Annotated in this window: 24 protein-coding genes and 1 pseudogene; 12 read left to right on the top strand and 13 right to left on the bottom strand. The window is 69.3% G+C overall.

The window, feature by feature from the left end; translation table 11 throughout:
* Positions 1 to 306 precede the first annotated feature (306 nt).
* Positions 307 to 1,452 (top strand): annotated as a pseudogene (locus J8M50_RS11815) (sensor histidine kinase); the annotation flags it as partial.
* Positions 1,453 to 2,762: 1,310 nt separating this feature from the next.
* The gene (locus J8M50_RS11805; RefSeq protein WP_029183607.1) at positions 2,763 to 3,395 is read left to right on the top strand and encodes a response regulator transcription factor; all 633 of its coding nucleotides are present in this window, start codon (positions 2,763 to 2,765) and stop codon (positions 3,393 to 3,395) included.
* Between the two features lie 180 nt (positions 3,396 to 3,575).
* On the opposite strand, the gene J8M50_RS11800 is transcribed toward J8M50_RS11805, so the two are convergent.
* The 3 genes from J8M50_RS11800 to J8M50_RS11790 form a co-directional block, all read right to left on the bottom strand.
* Positions 3,576 to 4,310 carry a class I SAM-dependent methyltransferase gene (locus J8M50_RS11800; RefSeq protein ID WP_010351921.1) on the bottom strand — a complete coding sequence of 245 codons (735 nt, stop codon included), beginning with the start codon at positions 4,308 to 4,310 and terminating at the stop codon, positions 3,576 to 3,578.
* Positions 4,311 to 4,391: 81 nt separating this feature from the next.
* Positions 4,392 to 5,039, bottom strand: a complete 648-nt coding sequence (locus J8M50_RS11795) for a class I SAM-dependent methyltransferase (RefSeq protein ID WP_010351922.1) — start codon at positions 5,037 to 5,039, stop codon at positions 4,392 to 4,394.
* Positions 5,040 to 5,315: 276 nt separating this feature from the next.
* A complete protein-coding gene (locus tag J8M50_RS11790; RefSeq protein WP_010351923.1) occupies positions 5,316 to 7,070 on the bottom strand; it encodes an MFS transporter in 1,755 nt (584 codons plus the stop codon).
* Positions 7,071 to 7,336: 266 nt separating this feature from the next.
* On the opposite strand from J8M50_RS11790, the gene J8M50_RS11785 reads away from it, so the two are divergent.
* The 4 genes from J8M50_RS11785 (at position 7,337) to J8M50_RS11770 (ending at position 11,679) form a co-directional block, all read left to right on the top strand.
* On the top strand, positions 7,337 to 8,794 hold the full coding sequence (locus tag J8M50_RS11785; protein ID WP_010351924.1) for an MFS transporter: 1,458 nt from the start codon (positions 7,337 to 7,339) through the stop codon (positions 8,792 to 8,794).
* A 10-nt stretch (positions 8,795 to 8,804) separates the two neighbouring features.
* Entirely contained in the window at positions 8,805 to 9,665 is an 861-nt protein-coding gene (locus J8M50_RS11780) for an N-acetylmuramoyl-L-alanine amidase (protein WP_010351925.1), read from the top strand.
* A 91-nt stretch (positions 9,666 to 9,756) separates the two neighbouring features.
* Positions 9,757 to 10,569, top strand: a complete 813-nt coding sequence (locus J8M50_RS11775) for a DUF5336 domain-containing protein (protein WP_075824741.1) — start codon at positions 9,757 to 9,759, stop codon at positions 10,567 to 10,569.
* A 102-nt stretch (positions 10,570 to 10,671) separates the two neighbouring features.
* A complete protein-coding gene (locus J8M50_RS11770; RefSeq protein WP_010351927.1) occupies positions 10,672 to 11,679 on the top strand; it encodes an LLM class F420-dependent oxidoreductase in 1,008 nt (335 codons plus the stop codon).
* Here the strand turns inward: J8M50_RS11770 and J8M50_RS11765 are convergent.
* On the bottom strand, positions 11,676 to 12,254 hold the full coding sequence (locus J8M50_RS11765) for a hypothetical protein (protein WP_010351928.1): 579 nt from the start codon (positions 12,252 to 12,254) through the stop codon (positions 11,676 to 11,678). The genes J8M50_RS11770 and J8M50_RS11765 overlap by 4 nt on opposite strands.
* Positions 12,255 to 12,410: 156 nt before the next feature.
* Here J8M50_RS11765 and J8M50_RS11760 point away from each other — a divergent pair, with 156 nt between their 5' ends.
* Positions 12,411 to 12,698: a hypothetical protein gene (locus tag J8M50_RS11760; protein ID WP_010351930.1), complete on the top strand. Its 288-nt coding sequence runs from the start codon at positions 12,411 to 12,413 to the stop codon at positions 12,696 to 12,698.
* A gap of 10 nt (positions 12,699 to 12,708) precedes the next feature.
* Here J8M50_RS11760 and J8M50_RS11755 read toward each other — a convergent pair whose 3' ends face one another.
* The 3 genes from J8M50_RS11755 to J8M50_RS11745 are packed head-to-tail and all read right to left on the bottom strand — an operon-like array spanning position 12,709 to position 16,003.
* Positions 12,709 to 13,776 (bottom strand): prenyltransferase/squalene oxidase repeat-containing protein, encoded by a 1,068-nt coding sequence (locus J8M50_RS11755; RefSeq protein ID WP_010351931.1) that lies wholly within the window; start codon positions 13,774 to 13,776, stop codon positions 12,709 to 12,711.
* Positions 13,773 to 14,507: a class I SAM-dependent methyltransferase gene (locus J8M50_RS11750; RefSeq protein ID WP_010351932.1), complete on the bottom strand. Its 735-nt coding sequence runs from the start codon at positions 14,505 to 14,507 to the stop codon at positions 13,773 to 13,775. The genes J8M50_RS11755 and J8M50_RS11750 overlap by 4 nt, the downstream gene beginning before the upstream one ends.
* Complete coding sequence (locus tag J8M50_RS11745; protein WP_010351933.1) at positions 14,501 to 16,003, bottom strand: glycosyltransferase family 4 protein; 1,503 nt, start codon at positions 16,001 to 16,003, stop codon at positions 14,501 to 14,503. Before J8M50_RS11745 ends, J8M50_RS11750 begins: the two co-directional genes overlap by 7 nt.
* Before the next feature lie 187 nt (positions 16,004 to 16,190).
* Between J8M50_RS11745 and J8M50_RS11740 the strand changes: the two genes are divergently transcribed.
* Positions 16,191 to 16,793 (top strand): TetR family transcriptional regulator, encoded by a 603-nt coding sequence (locus J8M50_RS11740; RefSeq protein WP_010351934.1) that lies wholly within the window; start codon positions 16,191 to 16,193, stop codon positions 16,791 to 16,793.
* Here the strand turns inward: J8M50_RS11740 and J8M50_RS11735 are convergent.
* The 3 genes from J8M50_RS11735 to J8M50_RS11725 all read right to left on the bottom strand — a co-directional run bounded on the left by J8M50_RS11735 (position 16,777) and on the right by J8M50_RS11725 (position 19,153).
* On the bottom strand, positions 16,777 to 17,238 hold the full coding sequence (locus tag J8M50_RS11735; RefSeq protein WP_223786197.1) for a hypothetical protein: 462 nt from the start codon (positions 17,236 to 17,238) through the stop codon (positions 16,777 to 16,779). The two genes, J8M50_RS11740 and J8M50_RS11735, sit on opposite strands and share 17 nt — an antisense overlap.
* Before the next feature lie 230 nt (positions 17,239 to 17,468).
* Positions 17,469 to 17,702 (bottom strand): ferredoxin, encoded by a 234-nt coding sequence (locus J8M50_RS11730; RefSeq protein WP_010351936.1) that lies wholly within the window; start codon positions 17,700 to 17,702, stop codon positions 17,469 to 17,471.
* A 2-nt stretch (positions 17,703 to 17,704) separates the two neighbouring features.
* Complete coding sequence (locus J8M50_RS11725) at positions 17,705 to 19,153, bottom strand: aldehyde dehydrogenase (protein WP_040835770.1); 1,449 nt, start codon at positions 19,151 to 19,153, stop codon at positions 17,705 to 17,707.
* Between the two features lie 110 nt (positions 19,154 to 19,263).
* Here J8M50_RS11725 and J8M50_RS11720 point away from each other — a divergent pair, with 110 nt between their 5' ends.
* The 3 genes from J8M50_RS11720 to J8M50_RS11710 all read left to right on the top strand — a co-directional run bounded on the left by J8M50_RS11720 (position 19,264) and on the right by J8M50_RS11710 (position 21,502).
* On the top strand, positions 19,264 to 20,307 hold the full coding sequence (locus J8M50_RS11720) for a Strvi_7410 family MBL fold metallo-hydrolase (RefSeq protein WP_010351938.1): 1,044 nt from the start codon (positions 19,264 to 19,266) through the stop codon (positions 20,305 to 20,307).
* Positions 20,308 to 20,451: 144 nt separating this feature from the next.
* Positions 20,452 to 20,793 carry a hypothetical protein gene (locus J8M50_RS11715; protein WP_029183609.1) on the top strand — a complete coding sequence of 114 codons (342 nt, stop codon included), beginning with the start codon at positions 20,452 to 20,454 and terminating at the stop codon, positions 20,791 to 20,793.
* A gap of 283 nt (positions 20,794 to 21,076) precedes the next feature.
* A complete protein-coding gene (locus tag J8M50_RS11710; protein ID WP_010351940.1) occupies positions 21,077 to 21,502 on the top strand; it encodes an aggregation-promoting factor C-terminal-like domain-containing protein in 426 nt (141 codons plus the stop codon).
* A 9-nt stretch (positions 21,503 to 21,511) separates the two neighbouring features.
* Here the strand turns inward: J8M50_RS11710 and J8M50_RS11705 are convergent, their stop codons facing one another.
* Positions 21,512 to 22,747, bottom strand: a complete 1,236-nt coding sequence (locus J8M50_RS11705; protein ID WP_010351941.1) for a cytochrome P450 — start codon at positions 22,745 to 22,747, stop codon at positions 21,512 to 21,514.
* Between the two features lie 166 nt (positions 22,748 to 22,913).
* Here J8M50_RS11705 and J8M50_RS11700 point away from each other — a divergent pair, with 166 nt between their 5' ends.
* The gene (locus J8M50_RS11700; RefSeq protein ID WP_010351942.1) at positions 22,914 to 24,083 is read left to right on the top strand and encodes a steroid 3-ketoacyl-CoA thiolase; all 1,170 of its coding nucleotides are present in this window, start codon (positions 22,914 to 22,916) and stop codon (positions 24,081 to 24,083) included.
* Here J8M50_RS11700 and J8M50_RS11695 read toward each other — a convergent pair.
* Both J8M50_RS11695 and J8M50_RS11690 read right to left on the bottom strand, forming a co-directional pair.
* Positions 24,071 to 24,262 (bottom strand): DUF397 domain-containing protein, encoded by a 192-nt coding sequence (locus tag J8M50_RS11695; protein ID WP_010351943.1) that lies wholly within the window; start codon positions 24,260 to 24,262, stop codon positions 24,071 to 24,073. The genes J8M50_RS11700 and J8M50_RS11695 overlap by 13 nt on opposite strands.
* Positions 24,231 to 25,070 (bottom strand): helix-turn-helix domain-containing protein, encoded by an 840-nt coding sequence (locus J8M50_RS11690; RefSeq protein WP_010351944.1) that lies wholly within the window; start codon positions 25,068 to 25,070, stop codon positions 24,231 to 24,233. Before J8M50_RS11690 ends, J8M50_RS11695 begins: the two co-directional genes overlap by 32 nt.
* Between the last annotated feature and the right edge of the window lie 73 nt (positions 25,071 to 25,143).

The raw sequence follows: 25,143 nt of genomic DNA, 5'->3' as shown, positions 1-25,143 counted from the left end.
GTACGGCTGTCCGCACCGTCGGCCGCACCGAGGTCGTCGTGGTCGGACTGGAACCTGTTCCAGTCCGGCGCCCTAGGTATAGCCGAGGGCAGTTTGATTGTGAAGGCTCCTGACGAGTCATCAGATTCGGGCTGCGGGGTCGAGGGCGGTGGCCGGGGCCGGGAGGAGGGGTGTGCCGAGGGGCAGTGACATTTGTACTGCTGGAGTCGGTACGGACGGTTCTGTCGGGCGCTGGTGGGAGGCGCGTAGCGTCGTGACTCACAGCAATCGGCGGCGCAGCACATGGCCGGACGGGGGACTCGCGGGATGTACAGGAAATGCGGGACAGGGAGAGCCAGGGAGTCCAAGGACTTCGCGCTCAGCGGCTTCAGCATGCTGCCCTGGCTGTTGATCGGGCTCGGCGCCTTCTCCAATCTCTTCCAGCCCGAGACCCCGAACCCGGTGGTCGGCGGTCTGGGTCTGCTCGCCTTCAACTCGCTCTATATCTACGTCGTCTTCCGCGCCTTTCTCCGGGAGACCAGGGAGGCGACGTCGACGAGGGTGGCGCTCGCGCTGCTGACCCTGATCACCTGCGCGCTGGCTCTGGGATACGGCGGCACCTGGCTGCTGTTCTTCCCGCTGCTCGGCCTCGCGACGGGCGCGGCGATCAGGATGCCGCACCTGCGCTGGGCGAGCCTCGCCCTGACGGCCCTCTCCGGCACGGTCGGTGTGGTGCGCGAGGGCTGGGGCAGCCTCGACACGGCGTACGCGACCTGGATCTCGACGCTGGTGACGGCGGCCGTCCTCTCCCTCACGGACACGGTCCGTGAACTGCGCTCCGCCCGCGAGGAACTCGCCCGGCGCGCGGTGGAGAAGGAGCGGCTCCGCTTCTCCCGTGACCTGCACGACCTGTTGGGCCACACCCTCTCGGTGATCGTCGTGAAGTCGGAGGCCGCCCGCCGCCTGGCACCCAGGAACCTGGACGCGGCCCTGGTCCAGATCACGGACATCGAGTCGGTGGGCCGCCAGGCCCTGACGGAGATCCGCGAGGCGGTCACCGGCTACCGGGAGAGCAGCTTCACGACCGAACTGGCCCGCTCCCGCTCGACCCTCGCGACCGCCGGCATCACCCCGACGATCACAGAATCCGGCCCACCCCTGTCCCCTCACACAGCGGCCCTCCTGGGCTGGGTGGTCCGCGAGGCGGTCACCAACATCGTCCGGCACAGCGGGGCGAGGAATTGCGCGATCGAGTTGACGGGGGGTTCGGGGCGGGTGCGGTTGACGGTGACGGATGACGGGGTGGTGCCGAAGCGGGGCGGGGTGGTTCGGGTGGGCGGGGGTTTGGGGGGTGGTGGTGTCTCGGGAACCGGTGGCGTCACGGGGGTTGGCGGCGCCTCGGGGGTCAGTGGCACCTCAGGGGTCAGTGGCACCTCAGGGACAGGCGGTGCCTCAGGAACCGGTGGCGTCACGGGGGTTGGCGGCGCCTCGGAGGTCAACGGTTCCTCAGGGGTCAGCGGCACCTCAAGGGCAGGCGGTGCCTCAGGAACTGACGGTGTGACGAGGGCCAGCAGCGTCTCAGGGACCAGCGGCGCCATGGAGGCCGACGGTGTCTCGGGGAGCGGTGGGCGGAGGCTCGACGGCCCAGGTCTGAGCACGCCAGCCACCGAGGCCCTGGGCCAGAATCTCGACGCCCTCAGCTCGGACGGCTCGACCAGCGCCGGAGCGCCCGGCACTTCCGGCACAGCTGCCTCGGCGACTGGGACGCCGAGCGCCGCTGACAGCTCCGGCACGGGTTCCGGGACGACCGGCACCCCGGCTGGCGCTGGCTCGGCTTCCGCAGCGAACGGCGCCTTGGCCACCGCCGACACGGGGTCTCCAGCGACCGGCACCTCAGCTGGCGCTGGCGCGGATTCCTCAACAACCGACACCCCGACCACCACCGACGCAGGTTCCCCAACGACCGGCACCTCAGCCACCGTCAGCACCGGTTCCCCGACCACCGGCACCCCGGCCACCGCCGACACGGGGTCTCCAGCGACCGGCACCTCAGCCAACGCCGACGCGGATTCCTCAACAGCCGGCACCTCGACCACCACCGACACCTCGACCGGCGCCAGCACAGGTTCCCCAACGACCGGTGCCTCAGCCACTAGCACCGGCACCCCGACCAGCGCCGGCACGGCTTCCGCAGTGACCGGCACTTCGGCCACCGCTGGCACAGATACCCCGACCACCGGCACCCCGGTCGGCGCTGGCGCGGCTTCCGCAGCAGACGGCACCTCGGCCACCGCCGACACGGGATCTCCGACGACCGGCACCTCAGCTGGCGCTGGCGCGGATTCCTCAACAACCGACACCCCGACCACCACCGAACCCCCCGCCCCAACCCCCTCACCCCCCATCCGCACCCCCGCCCAAGACACCTCACCCCCCGACACCCCCACACGCGGCACCGGCCTCATCGGGCTCCGTGAACGCCTCGCCGCAGTCGGTGGAACCCTGGAAGCCGGGCCGGGAGTGCGGGGTGGGTTCACGGTGACTGCGGAGTTGCCGGCGGAAGCCGAGGATTACGGCGGCACCCCCCGGAGGGACCCCGTGCACGGTGCCGGAAGCGTGGACGGCTGGCACCCCGAACCCTGTGCGCCGGGCGTGTACACCGTGCGCCCCGCCCCGGACCCCCGTCACACCGCGCCCTCCTCGGGCCCCGGCCCTAGGCTGTCCCCGTGACCAGCAGCCCCCTGAACTCGCCGTACTCCCCGATGGACCCGGCAGCGAGCGAGATGCCGAGCAGCCACCGTCCCGCGAGGTCCATCCGGGTACTGCTCGCGGAGGACCAGGGGATGATGCGGGGCGCGCTGGCGCTGCTGCTGGGGATGGAGCCGGACATCGAGGTGGTGGCGCAAATCGGCGCCGGGGACGTGATCGTGGACACGGCGCTGATGTGCCGTCCCGATGTGGCCCTGCTGGACATCGAGCTGCCGGGCAAGAGCGGGTTGGACGCGGCGGCGGAGCTGCGGGACGAGGTGCCGGACTGCCGGGTGCTGATCCTGACGACGTTCGGCAGGCCGGGTTACCTGCGGCGGGCGATGGACGCGGGGGCGGCGGGGTTCCTGGTGAAGGACGGTCCGGTGGAGGAGTTGGCGCAGTCGATCAGAAGGGTGCTGACCGGGGAGACGGTGGTGGACCCGGCGCTGGCGGCGGCAGCCCTCGCGTCCGGCCCGAACCCGCTGACGACCCGTGAGCGCGGGGTGCTAGAGGCGTCGGCGGACGGGGCGACGGTGGCGGACATCGCGGAGAGGCTGCGGCTGTCGGAGTCGACGGTCCGCAACTACCTCTCGGCGGCGATCGGAAAGACAGGCACCCGCAACCGCACGGAGGCACTGCGGGAGGCACGGCAGCAGGGGTGGCTGTAGCGGCGGGAGATCGAGGCCGGCTCCCACGCTCCGAGTAACTCCTAGGCAGCACAGGGGCCACACGCTCCGAGGAACTCCTCGGCCGGACGAGGGCTCCCGCCCTCCGAGCCGTTCCTCAGCCACAAGAGGCCCCGCCTCAGAAAGAGTTACCCGCCCGGCGGAAACGGCCGACCGAACCGCCTACTGAACGGCCTTACGGAACAACGCCGCCCACAAGAATGCCTTGCCGAAGTACGGGGACCCCTCCCCCTCCTCCCGCATCCTCCGGAGCGCGACCTCCGTCAGCTCTCCGAAGATCCCGCGCAAGGAGTCGTCGGTGTAGGCGAGGCCGCCTTGGAGGGCGCCCTCCCGGTAGAAGTCGGCGTCGGGGAGTTCCGAGCCCATCGCGCCGGCGGCGAAGCAGGTGAGTCCGAAGTACCCGCCGGGTGCGAGTGCCCGGTCCAGGAGACGCAGGTAGCTGATACGGCGGTGAGGAGGCAGGTGATGGAAGCAGCCGGAGTCGTAGACGAGGTCGTAGGGGCCCGTCAGCTCCGTGCCGACGAGCTTGAAGGCGTCGCCGAGGTGGAACCGGACGTCCGCGCCGGCCTCGCGGGCCCGCTCTTCGGCCCAGGTGATCGCGGCCGGGGAGATGTCGACGGCGTCGACCTGGTAGCCGTGGGCCGCGAGGTGGCGGGCGTTGCGGCCGGGGCCGCAGCCGAGTTCGAGGGCTCGGCCGCCGGTGAGGACACGCTGTTCGAGGAGGGCGGCGAGGTTTTCGTCGGGCTTGTCGACGAAGAAGGGGACGGGGCGGGAGCGGTCCGCGTAGAAGCTGTCCCACCAGTCGCCGGCCTGGTCGGTCCACCGGTCGGCTCCGGGGGCGAAGAGGGTGTCCAGCAGGTCGAGGACGTCGTCGACGGTACGTATGTTCCGGTCCATCCGGGCTCCTTCCCCACTAGATCATTTTACCGGGCCGAGCTGGGACAAAGGGGGCCAACTGGGCTTGCGGACAGGGGGAGTTCACAGCTTCCGCAGGACCCGCAGGGACCCCTGTACGCCGAGTTCCTCGAAGACTCCCGAGCTCAGGGCGCGGAGGTAGATCCGGTACGGGGCCTGGCCGGTGAACTCGTCCTCGGGGTCGGGGAAGACGTCGTGGATGACGAGGAGGCCGCCCTGGGCGACGTGGGGGGACCAGCCCTCGTAGTCGGCGGTGGCGTGCTCGTCGGTGTGGCCGCCGTCGATGAAGACGAGGCCGAGGGGGGAGTTCCACAGGTTCGCGACCTGCGGGGAGCGGCCGACGAGGGCGACGACGTGGTCCTCAAGGCCGGCGCGATGGAGGGTACGCCGGAAGGTGGGAAGGGTATCCATGAGGCCGAGTTCGGGATCGACGGTCTCGGGATCGTGATACTCCCACCCCGGCTGCTGCTCCTCGCTCCCCCGATGATGATCGACGGTAAGCGCAACAACCCCGCTCCGCCGAGCAGCACCGGCAAGCAACACAGCGGACCGCCCGCAGTAAGTCCCCACCTCAAGCAACGGCAACCCCAACGCCCCCGCCTCGACGGCAACCGCGTACAAGGCCAGCCCCTCATCCTCGGGCATGAACCCCTTGGCCCCCAGAAAAGCAGCCAGAACCTCCGGCTCGGGCCGAGCAGCAAGGGCGTCCATGGGTTCTTCCTTCCGAAGGCACAACAATGCGGCCCCCATGCTGTCGCACACCCCCAGCCACACAAAAAGAGGGCTCGCGTCAGCCCTCCGCCCCACCAACTCCCACCACAGACCGAACCGAACCTAAGAAGGCAGATCCTCACTACGAAAAACGGTCCCGCTCACCGACGTCCACTCCCCAACACCCTGACAACAGCGCGCCCCAAAGGGGCGCGGGGAACTGCGCGACCAGCCACACACAGCCTGCGGCCCGTCACACAGCCCCCCACCCACCCCCTACTGAACGGAGGAAACAACTCCCTCGCCCGCAGGCAACGCCAGATCCAACTCCACCGCGTTCTCACCCACATGGCTGGCCGGCGAAGCCAACGGCCCATGCCCCACAGCCTTCGCGGCAAGGACATACGCCCCCGACCCCGGCACAGCCACCGAGTACCGCCCATCCTCACCGGACACGGCAGACCCGGCCTGCCGCCCCCGCCGATCGATGAGCGTCACCTTGGCCCGAGCAACAGCCTCACCGGAAGCGGAGACCACACGCCCCCGGAACCCATGCAGAACCTCCTCCGCATGAGCAAGGTTCGCCTCCTCCTCACTGCTGGCCCGCAACTGAGTCTGCTGCCCCTGCGGAGCAACCCGCCCCGGCAGGAACAACGCGAACACTAGCCCCACAGCAACAGCGGCGGCGGCGATGAGGAAGGAAACCCGGAACCCATGCATCGTAGGAATCGCAACGCCCCCCACATGGTTCGCGGTGTTCGCGAGGACCATCCCGATGACGGCGCTGGACACGGACGTCCCGATGGACCGCATGAGCGTGTTGAGCCCGTTCGCGGCCCCCGTCTCGGACGCGGGAACGGCCCCCACGATCAGCGCGGGCAGCGAGGAGTAGGCGAGCCCGATCCCGGCCCCCAGCACAACGGCGATGACGGCGCTCTGCCAGGCGGCGCTCATGAGCCCGAGCCCGGCCCCGTACCCGATCGCGATGATCAGCAGCCCGAGGATGAGCGTGACCTTGGGCCCGTACTTCGCGGAGATCCGCGCGTACACGGGCGCGGTGAACATCATGGTCAGCCCGAGCGGAGCGACGAGCAGACCGGCGACGACCATGGACTGCCCGAGCCCGTACCCGGTGGCGGTGGGCAGCTGAAGAAGCTGGGGCAGGACGAGCGAGACGACGTAGAAGCTGACGCCGACCATGATGGACGCGAGGTTCGTGAGCAGGACCTCACGCCGGGCGGTGGTGCGCAGGTCGACCAGCGGAGCGGAGACGCGCAGCTCGTACAGCCCCCACAGCACGAGGATGACGACGGCGGCGGCGAACAGCCCGAGGGTCGTACCGGAAGCCCACCCCCAGTCGCTCCCCTTGGTGATGGGCAGAAGCAGCAGCACGAGCCCGGCGGAAAGTCCCAGCGCGCCAGGCAGGTCGAACGACCCCTCGGCCCGCATCGGCGACTCGGGCACGACAAGCAGCGTCAGGACGATCGACAGCACACCGAGCCCGGCGGAACCGTAGAAGAGGGCGTGCCAGTCGGCATGCTGCGCGACGAGCGCGGCGGCAGGCAGCGCGAGCCCGCCCCCGACGCCGATGGAGGAACTCATCAGCGCCATGGCGGAGCCGAGCTTCTCGCGGGGCAGCATGTCCCGCATGAGCCCGATGCCCAGCGGGATCGCGCCCATCGCGAACCCCTGGAGGGTCCGTCCGACGATCATCATCAGCAGATCGCTGGTGACGGCGCTGACCAGCGAGCCGACGACCATGACGGACAGGCTCGCGATGAGCATCCGCCGCTTGCCCGTGAGGTCACCGAGGCGCCCCATGATCGGCGTGGCGACGGCGCCGGACAGGAGGGTGGAGGTGAGCACCCAGGTCGCGTTGGAGGGCGCGGTGCTCAGCAGTTGCGGCAGGTCCTTGATCACGGGGACGAGCAGGGTCTGCATGACCGCGACGACGATGCCCGCGAAGGCGAGGACCGGCACGACGGCACCGCTCGCTTCGCGGGTGGTCCGGTCGGTCGGCGATTGCGACATGGGCTGGGGCCTCCAAGGCCGTGTAGGGGCCAGGTAAGGAAAGGGGTACGTGCAGCCAGAACGACGTATGCACAGGCAACTATTCCGCCGGAAGCCCCGCCCCGGTGATCCTTGACCATTTCTTGGGAAACCGGAGGAAAGCCTCCGCTGCACCACGTGGACCTCACGGAATCACGGCCCCCAGCCCCCGCACAAAGTCGTAGGCCCTCCGCCCGAGCCGCATTGCTCCCGAAACCCGATGTACGGACCAGAAACCGCTTGCGACCATGACCACCATGCCCTCCGCTCCCGAGCCCACCCAGGCCCCCACAGCCGCCCCCGCCCCGACCCCGCCGCCGAAGCGCCGCCCGCCCGCCTGGCTGATCGTCGCGCTCGCCTGCGCCGGACAGTTCCTGGTCGTGCTGGACATCTCGGTGGTGAACGTCGCCCTCCCCTCGATGCGCGCCGACCTGGGCCTGAGCGCGCCGGGCCTGCAATGGGTGGTGAACGCGTACGCGATCACGTTCGCCGGTTTCCTCCTGCTGGGCGGCCGGGCGGGCGACCTGTACGGCAGGAAGCGCACGTTCCTGGTCGGCCTCGCCCTGTTCACGCTGGCCTCGCTGACCGGCGGCCTCGCCCAGTCGGACTGGGAGCTGCTGCTGGCCCGCGCGGTGCAGGGCCTCGGCGCGGCGATCCTCGCGCCGTCGACGCTGACGCTGCTGACGGCGGCCGTCCCGGAGGGCCCCGCGCGGGCGCGGGCGATAGCGACGTGGACGGCGGTCGGCGCGGGCGGCGGTTCGGCGGGCGGCCTGGTCGGCGGGGTCCTGGTGGACACGCTGTCGTGGCGCTGGGTGCTGCTGATCAACGTACCGATCGGCGCGCTGGTCCTCGCGGGCGCGCTGCGCTGGCTGCCGGAGACGCGTGCGGAGATCAGGAAGCGGCTCGACGTCCCCGGTGCGCTGCTGGTCACGGCCGGGCTCGCGACGCTGGCGTTCGGGATCTCGCGCATCGAGTCGGAGGGGTGGACGTCGTCGGCGGCGCTGCTGCCGCTGGCCGCGGGCGCCGTACTGATCGCGGCGTTCCTCGCGGTCGAGGCGCGGGCGAAGTCGCCGTTGATGCCGCTCGGGCTGCTGCGGCGGCGGCATGTCGCGTCGGCGAACGTGGCGATGTTCATCAACGGCTCGGCGACGTTCTGCATGTGGTTCTTCATGACGCTGTACGCGCAGAACGTCCTCGGCTACACCCCGCTGGAGGCGGGCCTCGCGACGATGCCCAGCTCGCTCGCGGTGATCGCCGGCTCGAAGCTGGCGCCGCGCCTGATGCGTACGACGTCCCCGCGCGCGACGGCGGTCCTCGGGGCGCTGATCGCGGCGGCCGGGTTCGCCTGGCAGTCGACGATGAGCGCGGACGGCGAGCTGCTGACCGCGATCGTCCTGCCCGGCATCCTCATGATGCTCGGCGCGGGCCTGGCGACAACTCCCCTGGCGTCCCTGGCCACTTCGGGCGCGGCGCCCGGCGACTCGGGCATCGTCTCCGGCCTGATCAACACCTCCCGCACGATCGGCGGCTCCCTCGGCCTCGCGGTCATGGCCACGATCGCGGCGACCCGCACGGACGGCCACACCACCGCCACCGCCCTGACCGACGGCTACGCCCTGGTCTTCCGCACGAGCACGGCCGTCCTGCTCGCGGGCGCGATCCTGATGTGGGCATGGCTGCCGCGCGGGGGCGGGGACAGGGCCTAGGCTGACCGGCGTGTCGAATACGGAGCGCTCCCCCTTCCGCCGTCCGCTGGTCGTGGTGCCGGCGGTGCTGGTGCCGGTGGTGGCGGCCGGGTGGTTCGTGTACAGCGGTACGGGCGGGGGCGGTACGACGACGGCGACGGCGGCGCCGATGTCGGCGACGCCCGCCATCCCCATGCCGGACATGAAGTCCCCGGCGAAGCCGCTGAGCGGCCGGACGATCGTCATCGACCCCGGCCACAACCCCACCAACTACCGGCACGCCTCCGAGATCAACCGCCCGGTGGACATCGGCACGAACAAGAAGGAGTGCGACACCACCGGCACCTCGACCAACTCGGGTTACGCGGAAGCCCAGTTCACCCTGGACGTGGCTCACCGCATGCGCACCCTCCTGGAGTCCGAGGGCGCGAAGGTGAAGCTCACCCAAGACGCCGACCGCCCCTTCGGCCCCTGCGTCGACGAGCGCGCGCGGATCGGCAACGCGGCGAAGGCAGACGCGGTCGTCTCGGTCCACGCGGACGGCTCGGGCACCGGCAACCGCGGCTTCCACGTGATCCTGCCGGGCGCGGTCCACGAGGGCGGCGCCGACACCCGCCCGATCGTCGCCCCCTCGAAACGCCTCGGCGAACTCGTGGCGAACAGTTTCCGCCGTACGACGGGCAGCGCGCCGTCCAACTACGTGGGCTCCGGCACCGGGTTGGTCACCCGCACCGACCTCGGCGGCCTCAACCTGTCGACGGTCCCGAAGGTGTTCATCGAGTGCGGCAACATGCGGGACCCGAAGGACGCGGCCCTGCTCACGAGCGGCGCGTGGCGGCAGAAGGCCGCGCAAGGGATCTCTGAGGGAATCGTGAGTTTCCTGCACGGGTAGCGTCACCGAACCTCTCCGGGCGGACAGGCCGATTGCGCGGACGATAGTGTCGTCCCTACGTTGACGACAGCTGACCGACGAAGGACCTGAAGTGAATATCCGCTCCCTCACTAGAGGCGACGGCGTGGTGATCGGAGCAGCGGTATTGCTGTTCATCGCGTCGTTCCTCGACGTCTACTCGGCCGATGAGGCCCCGGACGGCTTCGAATTCCCCAGCTCCTGGGCGAGCGGTCCGATCCTGATGGGCGTGGTGCTGGCCGGTCTGATCGGTGCCGCGCTGGTCGTCGTCTCGCGCGTGCTGCCGCAGGTGCCGAAGGTCGCGGGTCTCGACCTGCGCCAGTTCGGCGTGGCGTTCACGGTGTTCGCGGCGTGGAGCGCGCTGGGCAACGTGCTCGACCCGGTGAGCGCCATGAACAACTTCGAGGGCTCCCGGGACACCTTCGACGCGGGTACGGGCCTGATCCTGCTGCTCGTGGCGACGCTGGTGATGGCGGGCGGGGCGATCGCGACCCCGCTGGTCCCCGCGCTCCAGGCGGGCCTGATCCCGGCGCCGAAGCCCCCGGCCCCGCAGCCGTACGGCGCCCAGCCGCAGCCGCCCGCCGGTTACGGCTACCCGGGCGCCCAGCAGCAGCCCCCGGCGTTCGGTGGTCAGCCGCCGTTCGGCGGTGGCCAGCCCGCCCCGGCTCCGGCGGCGCAGCCCGCGCCGGAGTTCTCGCCGTTCTGGTTCGCGGTGCCGGTGCCCCGGCCGCTGTTCGCGGAGGACGGCGCGCCCAACCCGATCGCCGAACTCGCCCCGGGCACCTGGTACTTGGCGGTCGAGCAGAACACGCAGGGGCTCATCGCGCAGACCCAGGACGGCCGCCGCGGCGTCCTGCGCGACAGCTCGGGCATCCAGCGAGGCTGACCGAACACCCTCCAGGCACACGGCCCTTCACTCTTCCCGGTGGAGGGCCGTTGCCGTACAGTCGCACGGCTCCCGTTACTTGACGGATCGTCAGGAGATGCCATGCGGCTAGGTCTCGCGCTCGGCTACTGGGGTCGCGGCCCCAACCCCGGCCACCTCCCCCTCGTCCAGGAGGCGGAGCGGCTCGGCTACGACTCGGTGTGGACGGCGGAGTCGTGGGGCTCGGACGCGTTCGCCCCGCTCGCCTGGCTCGCCGCCCACACGTCAACGATCCGGCTGGGTACGGCCGTTGCGCAGATGGCGGCCCGCTCCCCCACGACGACCGCGATGCACGCCCTCACCCTGGACCACCTCTCCGGTGGCCGCGCGCTGCTGGGCCTCGGCCTCTCCGGCCCGCAGGTCGTGGAGGGCTGGTACGGCCGCCCGTTCCCGAAGTCGCCGCTCACCGCGACCCGCGAGTACGTCGACGTCGTGCGCCAAGTCCTGCGCCGCGAGGGGCCGGTGGAGCTGGACGGCGCCTACCACCCCCTCCCGTACCGGGGCCCGGACGCGACGGGGTTCGGCAAGCCGCTGAAGCCGATCACGCACCCGCTGCGGGCCCAACTCCCCGTATTGCTGGGCGCCGAAGGGCCCAAGAACGTCGCCCAGACCCTCCAAATCGCCGACGGCTGGCTCCCGTTGTACTGGTCGCCGGACCGGCCGGACGCGTACGGGGACGTCACCGTGCCCGAGGGGTTCACGGTCGCGCCGATGGCCCAGGTCCGGGTCTGCGCGGACGTCGCCGAGGGGCTCGCGCCCGTGAAGGCGATGCTGGGCTTCTACATCGGCGGCATGGGGGCGGCGGCCCGGAACTTCCACGCCGATCTCATGGCGAGGATGGGGTACGAGGAACAGGCCCGCCAGATACAGGAGTTGTTCCTGTCCGGGCGTCGCGCGGAGGCCATCACGGCCGTGCCCGACGCCTTCGCGGACGAGATCTCGCTCGTCGGGCCGCGCCAACGCATCGCGGAGCGGCTGGAGTTGTGGCGCAAGGGCCCGGTGACCGACCTGCTGGCCATGTCACCGGACCCGGAGAGCCTGCGCGTGCTCGCGGAACTCAACTCCGTCTAACCACCGGCGAGTTGACCGGCCGACGGCACCTTGTCCTTCACCTCGGCGCCGGCGCTCTTCCCGGCGTCCTTCACCTTGCCGATGATGTCGTCGAAGGAACCGGCCGCCGAGTCGTCGCCCTTGCGGAGCTTGGACGGCAGGTCCTTGAGCGCGTCGATGCCCGAGGTGAGCGGCGCCATCGCCTTCGACAGCAGCGGGTCGCCCTGTGCGTTGCGGCTGGCCGCCTTGAGCCGGTTGTACGCGAAGGTCCCGGCGAGACCGGCCTTGACCAGGGCGAACGTCCGTCCCTTCGTGCCCTTCTTGAACTTTCCGGCCTTCCAGGGCTTCACGATCCACTGATAGGTCGCCCCGGCCGCGAGCCCCGCGTTCGCCACGAACCGCGTCTTGGCGAGCCGCTGCCGCTCGACGGTCGGCGTGGGGCTCGGGTCACCGGCGGCGACAGCGGCGGCCACGGTGTCCTGTGCGGCGGTGTCCTGTGCGGCGCTCTTCCCGCTGCTCGAACACGCGGTCCCGCCCACCAGCAGGGCACAACACACGCTGAGCGCCACGAGAAGGCGCCGTATCGGTACGGCCACGGGGTCCTCCGGGATGTGTGGACTTCCCCCCGAACTTGTCCCGGCCAGCCTCACCCGGCGGACGCCGGTCCGCCACCCGGGGAGGCTCACACCGGGTGATACGCGCAGGTCAGACGCGTCAGGTTTCATTCCCGCGCGACGGGACACCCGTACCGCATGTCTCCGGATCGCAATGGCAGAGGCGTCGGGTCGCTGGTCGCGGGAGTCGCCGACGTCCTCGCCCTCGTGCTGGCCCTGTGGATCGCGCTGGATCTCCTCGACGCGAACCGCGCGAACAAGTTCGTCCAGTTCGTGCACGACGCGGCGAACTGGCTGGCGGGCTGGTCCCGCGACCTGTTCACCTTCGACGACCGGTGGGCGCGGGTCGTCGCCGGGTACGGGCTCGCGGCGGTCGTGTACCTGGTGCTGGGGCACGCCATCGCGAACCTCGGACGGCGCCATTAGCCATGAGGGGCTAACAGCAGTCGGGGTCCAGACCCACCGGCAACTGCTCCCCGCCGAACACCGCGCACGTCGCCTCGTCGCCGCCGAGCGCCGCGACCGCGAGCAGCAGCGAGCCCGCCGTCCACGTCGTCAACTCCCGTGGCCAGACGGCGTCGTCGGAGAAGACGTACCCCGTCCAGTACAGCCCGCTGTCCGCGTCCCGCAGGTGCTGGATCGACTGGAGGATCTCCAGCGCCCGGTCCGATTCGCCCATCGCCCAGAGCGTCAGGGCGAGTTCGGCGGACTCGCCGCCGGTGACCCAGGGGTTCGGCACGACGCAGCGCACCCCGAAGCCGGGTACGACGAACCGCTCCCAGCCCTCCTCCATACGGGACTTGGCCTCCTGGCCGGTCAACGCACCGCCCAGCACCGGGTAGTACCAGTCCATGGAGTAGCGGCCCTTGTCGAGGAACCGCTCCGGGTGCCGCCGGATCGCGTGCCGCAGCGCGCCGACCGCCAACTCCCAGTCCGGCTGCGGCTCTTCACGCTGCTCGGCGATGGCCAGGGCGCACCGCAGCGCGTGGTGGACCGACGAACTCCCGGTCAGCAGCGCGTCGTTGGTGGGCGTACCGTCGTCCTCGCGGCGCCAGCCGATCTCGCCGCCCGGCTGCTGGAGCCGCAGCACCCACTCCACGGCCGCGTACACGACGGGCCACATCCGGTCCAGGAACGTGTCGTCGCCGGTGGCGAGGTAGTGGTGCCAGACACCAACGGCGATGTAGGCAACGAAGTTGGACTCGCGGGCCCGGTCGGTGACGTCGTCGTGCGCGCCGTCGGCGTACGCGGCGTACCAGGAGCCGTCCTCGGTCTGGTGGCGGGCGAGCCACAGGTACGCGCGCTCCGCCGCCTCGTGCTCACCGGCCGCGTCCAGCGCCATCGCGGCCTCGGTGTGGTCCCACGGGTCGAGGTGGTGGCCCCGGAACCAGGGGATCGCACCGTCCTCGCGCTGCACGCCGAGGATGCCGCGCACGGTCGCCACGGCCTGCTCGGCGGTGAGGACCCCGGGCAGGACGAGGTGTTCTGTCCGGGGAGCGGTCACTTGGCGTCCACCACGGGCAGGTGGGGCTTGGTCGCGTACGCCACGAAGCTCTTGCCGATCATCGGGTTCAGGGCCTGTTCGGCGACCCGGGTGACCAGCGGTTTCTTCATGATGTCCCACACCAGCAGCTTGTGGTACGCCTTCACCGGGAGCACCTGGTCGTTGTCCACGCCGAACGCGCACTTCAGCCACCAGTACGGGGAGTGCAGGGCGTGCGCGTGATGCGTGCCGTACGGCTTGAGGCCGGCCTCGCGGATCTTGGCGAGGAGTTCGTCGGCCTTGTAGATGCGGATGTGGCCGCCCTCGACCTCGTGGTAGGCGTCGGACAGCGTCCAGCACACCTTCTCCGGGCCGTACCGGGGGACGGTGATCGCGATCCGGCCGCCGGGCCTCAACACCCGTACCATCTCGGCGAGTACGCCCTTGTCGTCCGGGATGTGCTCCATGACCTCGGAGATGATGACGACGTCGAAGGACTCGTCCGGGAACGGCAGCGCGAGCGCGTCACCCTCCATGGCGGTCGCGGTGGCACCCTCCGGCGCCTCCCCGGCCTCCTTCATCGCCGCGAACCACTTGGCGACCTCGCGGATCTCCTCGCCGTTCTGGTCCAGCGCGACGACCTGCGCTCCCCGCCGGTAACACTCGAAGGCGTGCCGTCCGGCGCCGCACCCGAGGTCCAGCACACGGTCCCCCGGGGCGAGCGGGAACCTGGAGAAGTCGACGGTCAGCACGTGGCCCTGCTTTCGGGAGTGGGGGCGGGGGGAACTCCGGTGGAAACACCGGAAACCTCGGAGGAGGGGCGGTCGGTCGGGTACGGGGCCTGCTGCCCGGCTCCGCTCGGGAGGTCACCGCCGGCGGGGCGCGCGGCAGCGTCCCCGGCGCGGCTCGAAGCGGCGTTCCCGGCCCGCTGTCCCTCGCCGGCCCTCGTCGCCGTGCGGCCTCCGCTGCCGTTCCTCGCGATCGCCTCGCGGTACCTCTCGACCGTCCCCTCGGCCGCCCTCGCCCAGGTGAAACGGGACAGTACGCGTTTTCTGCCGGCCGCACCCAGGCGTGCCCGCAGCTCCGGGTCGCCCAGCAGCCGGCCCAGACCGGCGGCCAGCGCGCCCGCGTCGCCCGGCGGTACCGCCACGCACGTCTCGCCGTCGGGGCCCGCCACCTCGGGGATCGCGCCGCCCGTCGTCGCGACCAGCGGGGTACCGGTCGCCATCGCCTCGGCCGCCGGGAGGGAGAAGCCCTCGTACAAAGACGGCACGCAGGCGACCTCCGCCGAGCGGACCAGGGCGACCAGTTCCTCGTCCGAGATGCCCTTCACGAACTCGACGGCGCCCTGGAGGCCGTACCGCTCGATCGCCCGCGCGACCGGGCCCTCGGTGGGCTGCTTCCCTACGACGATCAGGTGCGCGTCGTCGTGTTCCGTACGGACCTTCGCGAGCGCCTCGACGAGGTACACCAGGCCCTTGAGGGGGACGTCCGCGCTGGACGTCGTGACGATGCGGCCCGGGACGACCGGGACGGAGGCGTCCGGCGCGAACAGGTTCGTGTCGGCGCCGATGTGGACGACGTGGATGCGGTCGTCGCGGACGCCGAGGTGGTCGACGATCTCCTGGCGGGACGTGCCGGAGACGGTGAGGACGGACGGGAGGCGGCGGGCGACCCGCTTCTGCATCCGCGTGAACCCGTACCACCGGCGCACCGAGTACCGCTTCTGCCAGCCCTGCGCCGCGTCCAGCTCCAACTGGCGGTCCACGGTGATGGGGTGGTGGATCGTCGTGACCAGCGGTGCGCCGACGTCGCCCAACAGGCCGTAGCCGAGCGTCTGGTTGTCGTGCACGACGTCGAACTCGCCGCGCCGCTCGCGCAGATGGCGGCGGGCGCGCAGCGAGAAGGTCAGCGGCTCCGGGAAGCCGCCGGTCCACATCGTGCCGACCTCCAGCGCGTCGATCCAGTCGCGGTACTCGTCGCGTTTGGGGGTGCGGAAGGGGTCCGGGGAGCGGTACAGGTCGAGGCTGGGGAGCTCGGTGAGGGTGACGCCATTGTCAACGACTGGGTACGGCTGGGAGCCGATGACCTCGACGCGGTGGCCCAGGCGGGCGAGTTCGCGGGAGAGGTGCCGTACGTAGACGCCCTGGCCGCCGCAGAACGGGTTCCCCTTGTACGTGAGCAACGCGATCGCGAGCGGGCGCCCTCCGTCCGTGGCCGGTTCGGCCCCACTGGCCTCAGCGGTCACTCCGGGCCCCCTTCTGCCTGCGCGAGACGGCGAGACTACGCCGGGCGCTAATCTAGAACAAGTTTCAGACTTGGTCGTCCGGGAGGCTTCGAATCTACCGGCAGGTAGGGGGCCTGTGAGCAGTGGATCAGGTGATTCACACCACGGCCGCGCACCGCACGATCACCCGGCCCCACGGACGGTACCCATGCCCCCGGAACCACCCTCCCCCTCCCTCACGGAACGCCAGCAGGCCCGCCGCAGCAGGATCCTCCACACCACCGCCCAACTCGCGAGCCGCGGCGGCTTCGACGCGGTCCAGATGAGGGAGGTCGCGGAGTCGTCCCAGGTGGCGCTGGGGACGCTGTATCGCTACTTCCCGTCGAAGGTGCACCTGTTGGTGGCGACGATGCAGGATCAACTGGCGCAGATGCACGGCACGTTGAGGAAGAAGCCGCCGACGGGGGACTCCCCCAGCACGCGGGTGGCGGAAACCTTGATGCGAGCGTTCCGGGCCCTGCAACGAGAACCCCACTTGGCCGACGCGATGGTCCGGGCCCTGACTTTCGCGGACCGCAGCGTAAGCCCCGAGGTGGACCAGGTCTCCCGCCAGACGACATCAATCATCCTGGACGCCATGGGCGAACCCGACCCAACTCCCGCGCAACTATCAGCAGTCCGGGTAATCGAACACACCTGGCACTCGGCCCTGATCACTTGGCTCTCGGGCCGTGCGTCCATCGCGCAGGTGAAAATCGACATCGAGACGGTCTGCAAACTGATCGACACGCCTACTACTGACAGGCCGTAGCCTCGAACTCCTCCAGGGAGGCGGTGATCGCAGAGGAGTCCTCGCCCTCATACCGAACCTGTCCGGGAAGAATCCGATCCCGCAGGCTGAACGAAACGCTTGTCGCCGACCAGGAGTTGTCCTTGGTCCACCCGTAGAACAGGTAATTGACGCCGTCGGCAAGGGGGGCGGACAACCCCTTCCCACCCCACCCGGCGGCAGGGGTTTCAAGGGGCCAGGTAACGAGACCGGGCCCAAGAGGCTGGTCGGCAATCCACATCCCCACCTTCCTTTCCTTAACGGCTTCCTCGCTGTCGATATAAAGAGTCGCGCCGTCAATGTGATGCCCACACACCAGCATGACCCCGACCAACTTCCCATCAGCACCGACGGAAACCCCGGCAACGGCGTCGGAGGGAACAACACACCCCGAGAGGGAGAACAGAACGGAACCGACAACGAACACACCACTGAGCCGCCGAATACCTGACCGCATGAAGAGCCCCCAGCTAGACGCGCACCCACCCAAAGCCTGAAGGCGACAGCATAGATCTGCCACCCCTCAGGGGCGCGGGGAACTGCGCGAGAAACCACGACGAACCCGCACTCTACTGACGACAGCACCCACCCCCTAGGGGCGCGGGGAACTGCGCGACCAGCCACAACGGACCCGCACCCGCCCACCCTCAGAACCCCCTACTCCTCCGGCGGAAACACCACCTCCCCGCTCCCCGCCAACGTGATCGTGATCGCCTCCACCGGACAGTTCTCCGCCGCCTCCAAGACGCCCTCGTTCGCATCGGTCTCCGCCTCAGCCGGCCGGGACTGGCGGTCGGCGTCGAGTTGGAAGAACCCCCGGGTCCGGTGAACGCACTGCCCGGACCCGATACACAACGCCCGATCCACATCGAGCCGCCACCGATCACCCACGGTTACGCTCCAGCCGGCAGGTGGATCATCTTGTGCTCCAGGTACTCCCCGAAGCCTTCGGGACCGAACTCCCGCCCCAGGCCACTGTTCTTGTAGCCCCCGAAGGGCCCCAGCATGTCAAGGCTGAACGTATTCACGTTGTACGTCCCGGTCCGAACCCGCCGAGCAATATCAACCCCACGCTCGACATCCCCGGTCCACACACTCCCGCTCAACCCGTACTCGGAGTCATTGGCAATCCGCACGGCCTCGTCCTCGTCACCGTAGGGAAGAAGACAGATCACCGGCCCGAATATCTCCTCCCGGGCAACCCGCATACTGTTGTCGACGTCCCCGAGAAGCGTAGGAGCGACGTACCACCCGCGTTCCATCCCCTCAGGACGCCCACCCCCGACCAGAACCTTGGCCCCTTCTTCCTGCCCGATCCGGATGTACTCGAAGCTACGTTCCTGCTGCCGCCGAGCAACAAGCGGCCCGATCTGGGTAGCAGGGTCAAGCGGATCGCCAACTTTCAGCGCACGAACGGCAGAAACAAACGCCTCGGCAAACTCGTCGTACCGCTCCCGAGGCAAAAGAATCCGAGTCTGCGCGACACACGCCTGCCCGTTATTCATCCACGCAGCAGGCCCGATCCCACCAACCGCAGCATCAACATCCGCATCCGGCAACACAATCGCCGCAGACTTCCCCCCCAACTCCAAAGTAACCCGAGTCAAATTCCGAGCCGCAACCTCCATCACCCGCTTCCCAGCAGCCACAGACCCGGTGAACGCCACTTTGTCGACCCCGGAATGCCCGACGAGATACTCCCCGGTCTCCCGATCCGCAGGCAAAACGGACAACACCCCCTCGGGCAACCCGGCATCCCGACAGATCTCGGCAAGCACGTACGAATCAAGCGGAGCCTCGGGCGACGGCTTGAGCACGACAGAGCAGCCACTCAACAACGCCGGCGCCAACTTGGACGCGGCGACGAACTGAGGCGTGTTCCAGGGAATGACAGCGGCAACCACCCCCACAGGCTCCCGCCGCACCAGGATCTTCCCCAGCACCCCGTCCCGCCGCTCCTCGAACACGAACCCCCGAGCAACGGTGATCGCGGAGTCCCACACCATCATGGAAGCGAGCGCCTGCCCGAGCACACTCCACGAGTAGGGCGACCCGTTCTCGGAGGAGATGACCCGGGCCAACTCCTCGTGCCGCGCGGCGACTCCGTCCTTGATCCGCGTGACAACGGCGATCCGCTCCTCCAACGACAGCCGAGGCCAAGGCCCTTCGTCGAAGGCCCGCCGAGCCACCCCGACAGCCCGATCGACGTCCTCGAAGGACGCATGAGGCACCCGCCCGATCACTTCCTCGGTATGCGGCGAGACGACCTCGATGACCCCGTCCCCGAGCGGCTCGACCAACTCCCCGCCGATGACCAGCTGTCCGTACTCCACGACGTCCATCGCCACCACACCCTCGGTATCGGCACCGGTTTCTGACGGTGTTTCAGGAACTGATACCAGTTCTAGTTATAGTGAGCAATGGCCACGGCGCGGCGGCATGCGGAGGGCACATGACGGGGACCGGCACGAAGGCGTACGACCACGGCGGCGGCGTCCGCTCCCTCCAAGTCCCCATCCCGGACAACCCGTTGGGCCACACGCTGGTGTACGTCGTCGACACGGACGCCGGACCGGTGCTCGTGGACACGGGCTGGGACGACCCGACATCGTGGGACACCCTCGTCCAGGGCCTCACCAACTGCGGTACGTCAGTGGAGGAGTTGACCGGCGTCGTCGTCACCCACCACCACCCCGACCACCACGGCCTCTCCGGCAAGGTGCGGGACGCGTCGGGTGCGTGGATCGCGATGCACGAGGCGGACGCGGCGATAGTCCGCCGTACGCGGGAGACGCGGCCGGAGCGCTGGTACGCGTACATGTCGGCGAAGCTGACGGCGGCGGGCGCGCCCGAAGAACACGTAGCACCTCTCCGCCAGGCCCCGCGCCGCCCGCTCCCCGGCTTCTCCCCGGCGATCCCGGACCGCGAGATCGTCCCCGGCGAGCTTCTCCCCCTGCCCGGTCGCCGTCTGCGCGCGATCTGGACGCCGGGCCACACGCCCGGTCACGTCTGCCTGCACCTGGAGGAGACCCACCCGCACAACCTCCCCGGCACGGGCCGCCTCTTCTCCGGCGACCACCTCCTCCCCGAGATCACCCCCCACATCGGCCTGTACGAGGACCCGGACGACGCGACGGTCACGGACCCGCTCGGTGACTACCTCGACTCCCTGGAACGGATAGCCCGCCTCACCCCCTCCGAGATCCTCCCCGCCCACCAGTACTCGTTCACCGACGCCCCGGCCCGCGTCCAGGCCCTGCTGGACCACCACGACCAGCGGCTTTCAGCGTTGCAGGCCCTACTGACAACGCCCCTCACGCCATGGCAGCTCGCGGTGCGGATGGAGTGGAACCGGCCCTGGGCGGAGATCCCGTACGGCTCGCGGAACATCGCGGTGTCGGAGGCGGAAGCGCACGTCAGGCGCCTGGTGAAGCTGGGCCGCGTGGAGGCCGTGCCGGGGAGCGACCCGGTGACGTACGCGGCCGTCGCGGAGTAAACGTACGGAACGCGGTCATTCGTACGAGTGAGTACCGGCATGACCCTGTTCGTCCTGGGCAGGTCTGCGGCCGTAACGCTCATCACTCTCCGCAGCTTCATGCCTCCCATGGGTAACGGAGAGACCGCGAAAGGACCCGCGCACATGCGCATGCGTACCGCTCTGGCCGCCACCGTCGGAGCTCTCGCCCTGATCGTCACCGTCCCCACCTCGGCGTCGGCGGCCGATGGCGTCTTCCTCTACGTCTACAGCGGACTGGACGGCTCCCCGCAGGTGGCCGCCCTGGGGAACCCGGCGAGCCGGGAGTGCATCACTCTGCCGGAGGTGGCGAACCCGAGCTCCAGCTCCCCCGCGCGCCACGCGTACAACGACACGGACTCCACGGCCGTGATCTTCGAGGGACCGGGCTGCACGGGCTCCCCGACCGCGCTGGTGCCGCACTCCGGGGGCGAGCGCACCGAGTTCCGGTCGGTGCTTTTCAGCTAGAAAGCACCGAAAAGACCCGTTGATCGGTGAACCACCCCACATGACCCACGTCACCTACGAAGCCGGTTCGTAGCTCCGGACGCAGGTCACACGGCAACGAACCACCTCGAATGCGACTAAACCTAGTAAAGGAGGTGTTTGCGGGTGCCGCCCCCCGCCTGCTTCTCTGGTTGACGTCGCACGGCGCCGACAAGCCTTCACGGGCCTCGGCGCCGCCGCTTTGCCGGAGGTGAGACTCCCCCGGTGCGAGCGACCGCCCTGTCCCCGAAGAAACAAGGTTCCCGTGTCTTTCGCCGCCGTCCGCAGCATCGCCCAGTCCCCGAAGAAGGCCCTCACGACCGCCGCCGTGGCCACCGCCGCCGTCGGCATGGCCCTCACCGCGGCCCCCGCCCATGCGGCGACCGCGTCCACGGACTCCGCCTCCCAGGCGCAGACGATCGCGAAGCAGCTGATCCCGGACACGGCGCAGTACAACGCGTTCGCGCACATCGTCGAGCACGAGTCCGGCTGGGACGTCGACGCGACGAACTCCTCCTCCGGCGCCTACGGCCTCGTCCAGGCGCTCCCCGGCTCGAAGATGGCGTCCGCCGGCTCCGACTGGAAGACGAACGCCGCCACGCAGATCAAGTGGGGCCTGGAGTACATGAATTCGCGGTACGGCAGCCCGGCCGCCGCGTGGAACTTCTGGCAGTCCAACGGCTGGTACTGAGTTTTACGGTCAACTCGCACTGACTCGTAGCTCCTTGACGCCGTTGATCCACGCGGAACGCAGCCGCCGAGGGTCCTCGACGAGCCGAATTCCCGGCATCGCGTCGGCGACGGCGTTGAAGATCAGGTCGATCTCCAGTACGGCCAGCGACTTGCCCAAGCAGTAATGCGGACCCCCGCCTCCGAACCCGAGGTGGGGGTTCGGGTCTCTCATGACGTCGAACCGGTCGGGATTCTCGAAGACTTCGGGGTCGTGATTGGCGGAGGCGTAGAACAGCCCCACCCGTTCACCCTTCTTGATCTGTTTCCCGCCCAACTCCGTGTCCTGCGTGGCCGTTCGCTGGAACGACACGACAGGGGTGGCCCAGCGGACGACCTCCTCGGCCATGGTCGAGGGACGTTCGCGGCAGTACAGCTCCCACTGGTCGGGGTGGGTCAGGAACGCGTGCATGCCGTGCGTGATCGCGTTGCGCGTCGTCTCGTTCCCGGCGACGGCCAGCATCAGCACGAAGAACCCGAACTCGTCGGAGTTCAGGTTCCCTTCGTCCTCGGCGGCGACCAGCGTCGAGACGATGTCCTTCGCCGGGCACTTCTTCCGCTCGCCGGCCATGTCCATCGCGTAGGCGATGATCTCGGCGGCGGACTGCTGGCCGACCTCTTCCGTCACGGCGAACTCGGGGTCGTCGTAGGCGATCATCTTGTTGGACCAGTCGAAGACCCGCGCCCGGTCGTCCTGGGGAATGCCGATCAGTTCGGCGATCGCCTGGAGGGGGAGTTCGCAGGCGACTTGGGTGACGAAGTCGAAGGGGTCCTCCTGGCCTCGTACGATCTCGACGATGTCGTGCGCGCGATTGCGCAGCCTCTCTTCGAGTGCCCGAATCGACCTTGGCGTAAAGCCGCGTTGGACGATCTGCCGGACCCTCGTGTGCTCCGGCGGGTCCATGTTCAGCATGATCAGGCGCTGCGCCTCGATGGACGCGCGGTCGATGTGGTCGTTGAAGCGGATGATCGCGGTATTGACGGAGGACGAGAAGAGTTCGGGGTGGGTCGAGACGTACCGGACGTCGGCGTGCCGGGTCACGGCCCAGTACCCCTCGTCCTGGAAACCGGCCACGTTGTCCGACTGCGGTATCCAGCGCACCGGTTCGACGCTGCGCAGAGAGGCGAACTCCGGGAGGGGTACTCGGTGTTGCAGCAGGTCGGGGTCGGTGAAGTCGAAGCCTTCGGGAAGCGCTGGACAGGGCATGGGACAGCTCCCGCCATCTGACGGCTCATCAGAAATAGGTGCGGCGACCGTAGTTCAGCGGGCTTGAGGCTGCAAGACCCTTGCGGTGACGTACGCCACATCCGCAGACTGGCAGCCGGAACTAGAACACGTACTAGTTACTCGGCCCCGGAAGGAATCCGCACCCATGGCCGCCGAACCCGTGATCGTGGAAGCTGTCCGCACCCCCATCGGCAAGCGCGGCGGCGCGCTCGCCAACCTCCACCCCGCCTATCTGCTCGGCGAGACGTACCGTGAACTCCTCGGCCGTACCGGCATTCCCGCCGACGCGGTCGAACAGATCGTCGGCGGCGCGGTGACGCAGGCCGGCGAGCAGTCCGCCAACCCCGCGCGGACCGCCTGGCTGACCATGGGCCTGCCGTACGAGACCGCCGCGACGACCGTCAACTGCCAGTGCGGGTCCTCTCAGCAGGCCGCGCACATGACCGCGAACATGATCGCGGCCGGGGTCATCGACGTCGGGGTGAGCTGTGGCGTCGAGGCCATGTCCCGTGTGCCGCTGGGCTCCGCGTCCAAGCACGGGCCCGGGAAGCCGTTCCCCGACGAGTGGAACGTCGACCTGCCCAACCAGTTCGAGGCCGCCGAACGCATCGCCCGGCGGCGGGAGTTGACCCGCGAGGACGTGGACGAGCTGGGAGTGCTGTCCCAACAGCGCGCGGGGGACGCGTGGTTGGAGGAGCGGTTCAAGCGGGAGACGTTCGGCGTGCAGGTGCCGACGACCGAGGAGGAGCAGGCCGCAGGTCAAGGGATGTGGCGGCTCGTGGACCGGGACGAGGGGCTGCGTGACACGTCTCTCGAAACGCTCGCGGGGCTGAAACCCATCATGCCGACGGCCGTTCACACGGCGGGGAACTCCTCGCAGATCAGCGACGGCGCCGCCGCGATCATGTGGGCGTCCAAACGGATGGCCCGTGCGCTGAAGTTGAAGCCCCGGGCTCGGATCGTGGCGCAGGCGTTGGTCGGTGCCGACCCGCACTACCACCTCGACGGGCCGATCGACGCGACGCACGCGGTGCTGGGCAAGGCGGGGATGTCGCTGAAGGACATCGACCTCGTCGAGATCAACGAGGCGTTCGCGTCAGTGGTGTTGAGCTGGGCGCGGGTGTTCGGCCAGGACCTGGCGAAGGTGAACGTCAACGGGGGTGCGATCGCCCTCGGGCATCCGGTGGGGGCGACCGGGGCTCGGCTCATCACTACGGCGCTGCATGAACTGGAGCGGTCCGACAAGGAGTTCGCGTTGGTGGTGATGTGCGCGGGGGGTGCGCTGGCTACGGGGACGATCCTTCAGCGGCTCTGAGTCCAGGTGAGGAACTCCGAGAACGCCGTGGGGTGGAGGGTGAGTTGGGGGCCTGCGGGGTTCTTGGAGTCTCGGACGGCGATGTGGGTGAGGGGGGTTGAGGCAATCTGCACGCACTCGCCGCCCTGGTCGCCGCTGTAACTGGACTTACGCCACAGAATCTCCGCGCTCCGTGCCATAGCGTTCCTCCATCACCCGCCGGATCAACTCCGCCGAGTCCTTGATGGAGTGTGCGGCGGCTTGGAGATGATCGTAACGGAGTGAGCAGTCCTTGACGGTGTCCGGGTTGGCGGTGGGGTGCCCGTTGCCGTACCCCTCCGTGTAGACGATGTCGGGGTCGTCGACGAAGCGGAATACGGTGAACGATCCTTGTGATCCCGCGTGCGCGCCAGCCGTGAACGGCAGGATCTGGACGTTGATCCGAGGGTTGTCCTCGAAGGCCAACAGATGCGCCAGTTGCTCTCGCATGACCTCCGGACCGCCGATCTCCTGGTAGAGCGCGGCCTCGCTGACGATGGCCCAGAAGACGGGCGGCTCCGCCTTCTCCAGGACGCACTGACGGGCGAGCCGGGCGGTCGTACGGTTGTCGAGGTCGACCTGGTCCATCGTGCCGAGCGTGGCGCGCGCGTACGCCGGGGTCTGGAGGAGGCCGTGGATCATGCCGATCTGGAACGTGAGGATCTCGACGGCGCGCGCCTCCAGCTCCGCCACCTGCTGAAACCACGACGGCAGTTGGGAGCGCAGGACAAGAATGACCAGCCGCGAAAAGAAACCGTCCGTGTTCAGCGCCGCATCGATCCGCTGGCTGAACTCCAGCGTGGGGACCTTCCGCGCGTTCTCGATCTGGCCGATGAGGGAACCCGTGTAGTTGATGATGTCGCCCAGCTGACCCTGGGTCATCCCGGACGACTCACGGAATCGCCGCAGCTCGAAGCCGTAGTAGTCGAGCGGCGACGCCCCCGGGTCGAGAACGTTGATGTGGGTCACCCAAGTCCCCTCTCTGGCAAGAAGTTTCGAAAACCCGCGAACAAACCGACGGGTTGTATTCACTTGGTAGCCC

Origin of the sequence: Streptomyces acidiscabies (assembly GCF_020010905.1) — a bacterium.
Lineage (GTDB): Bacteria > Actinomycetota > Actinomycetes > Streptomycetales > Streptomycetaceae > Streptomyces > Streptomyces acidiscabies.
This window is presented reverse-complemented; position numbering and strand designations above follow the sequence as displayed.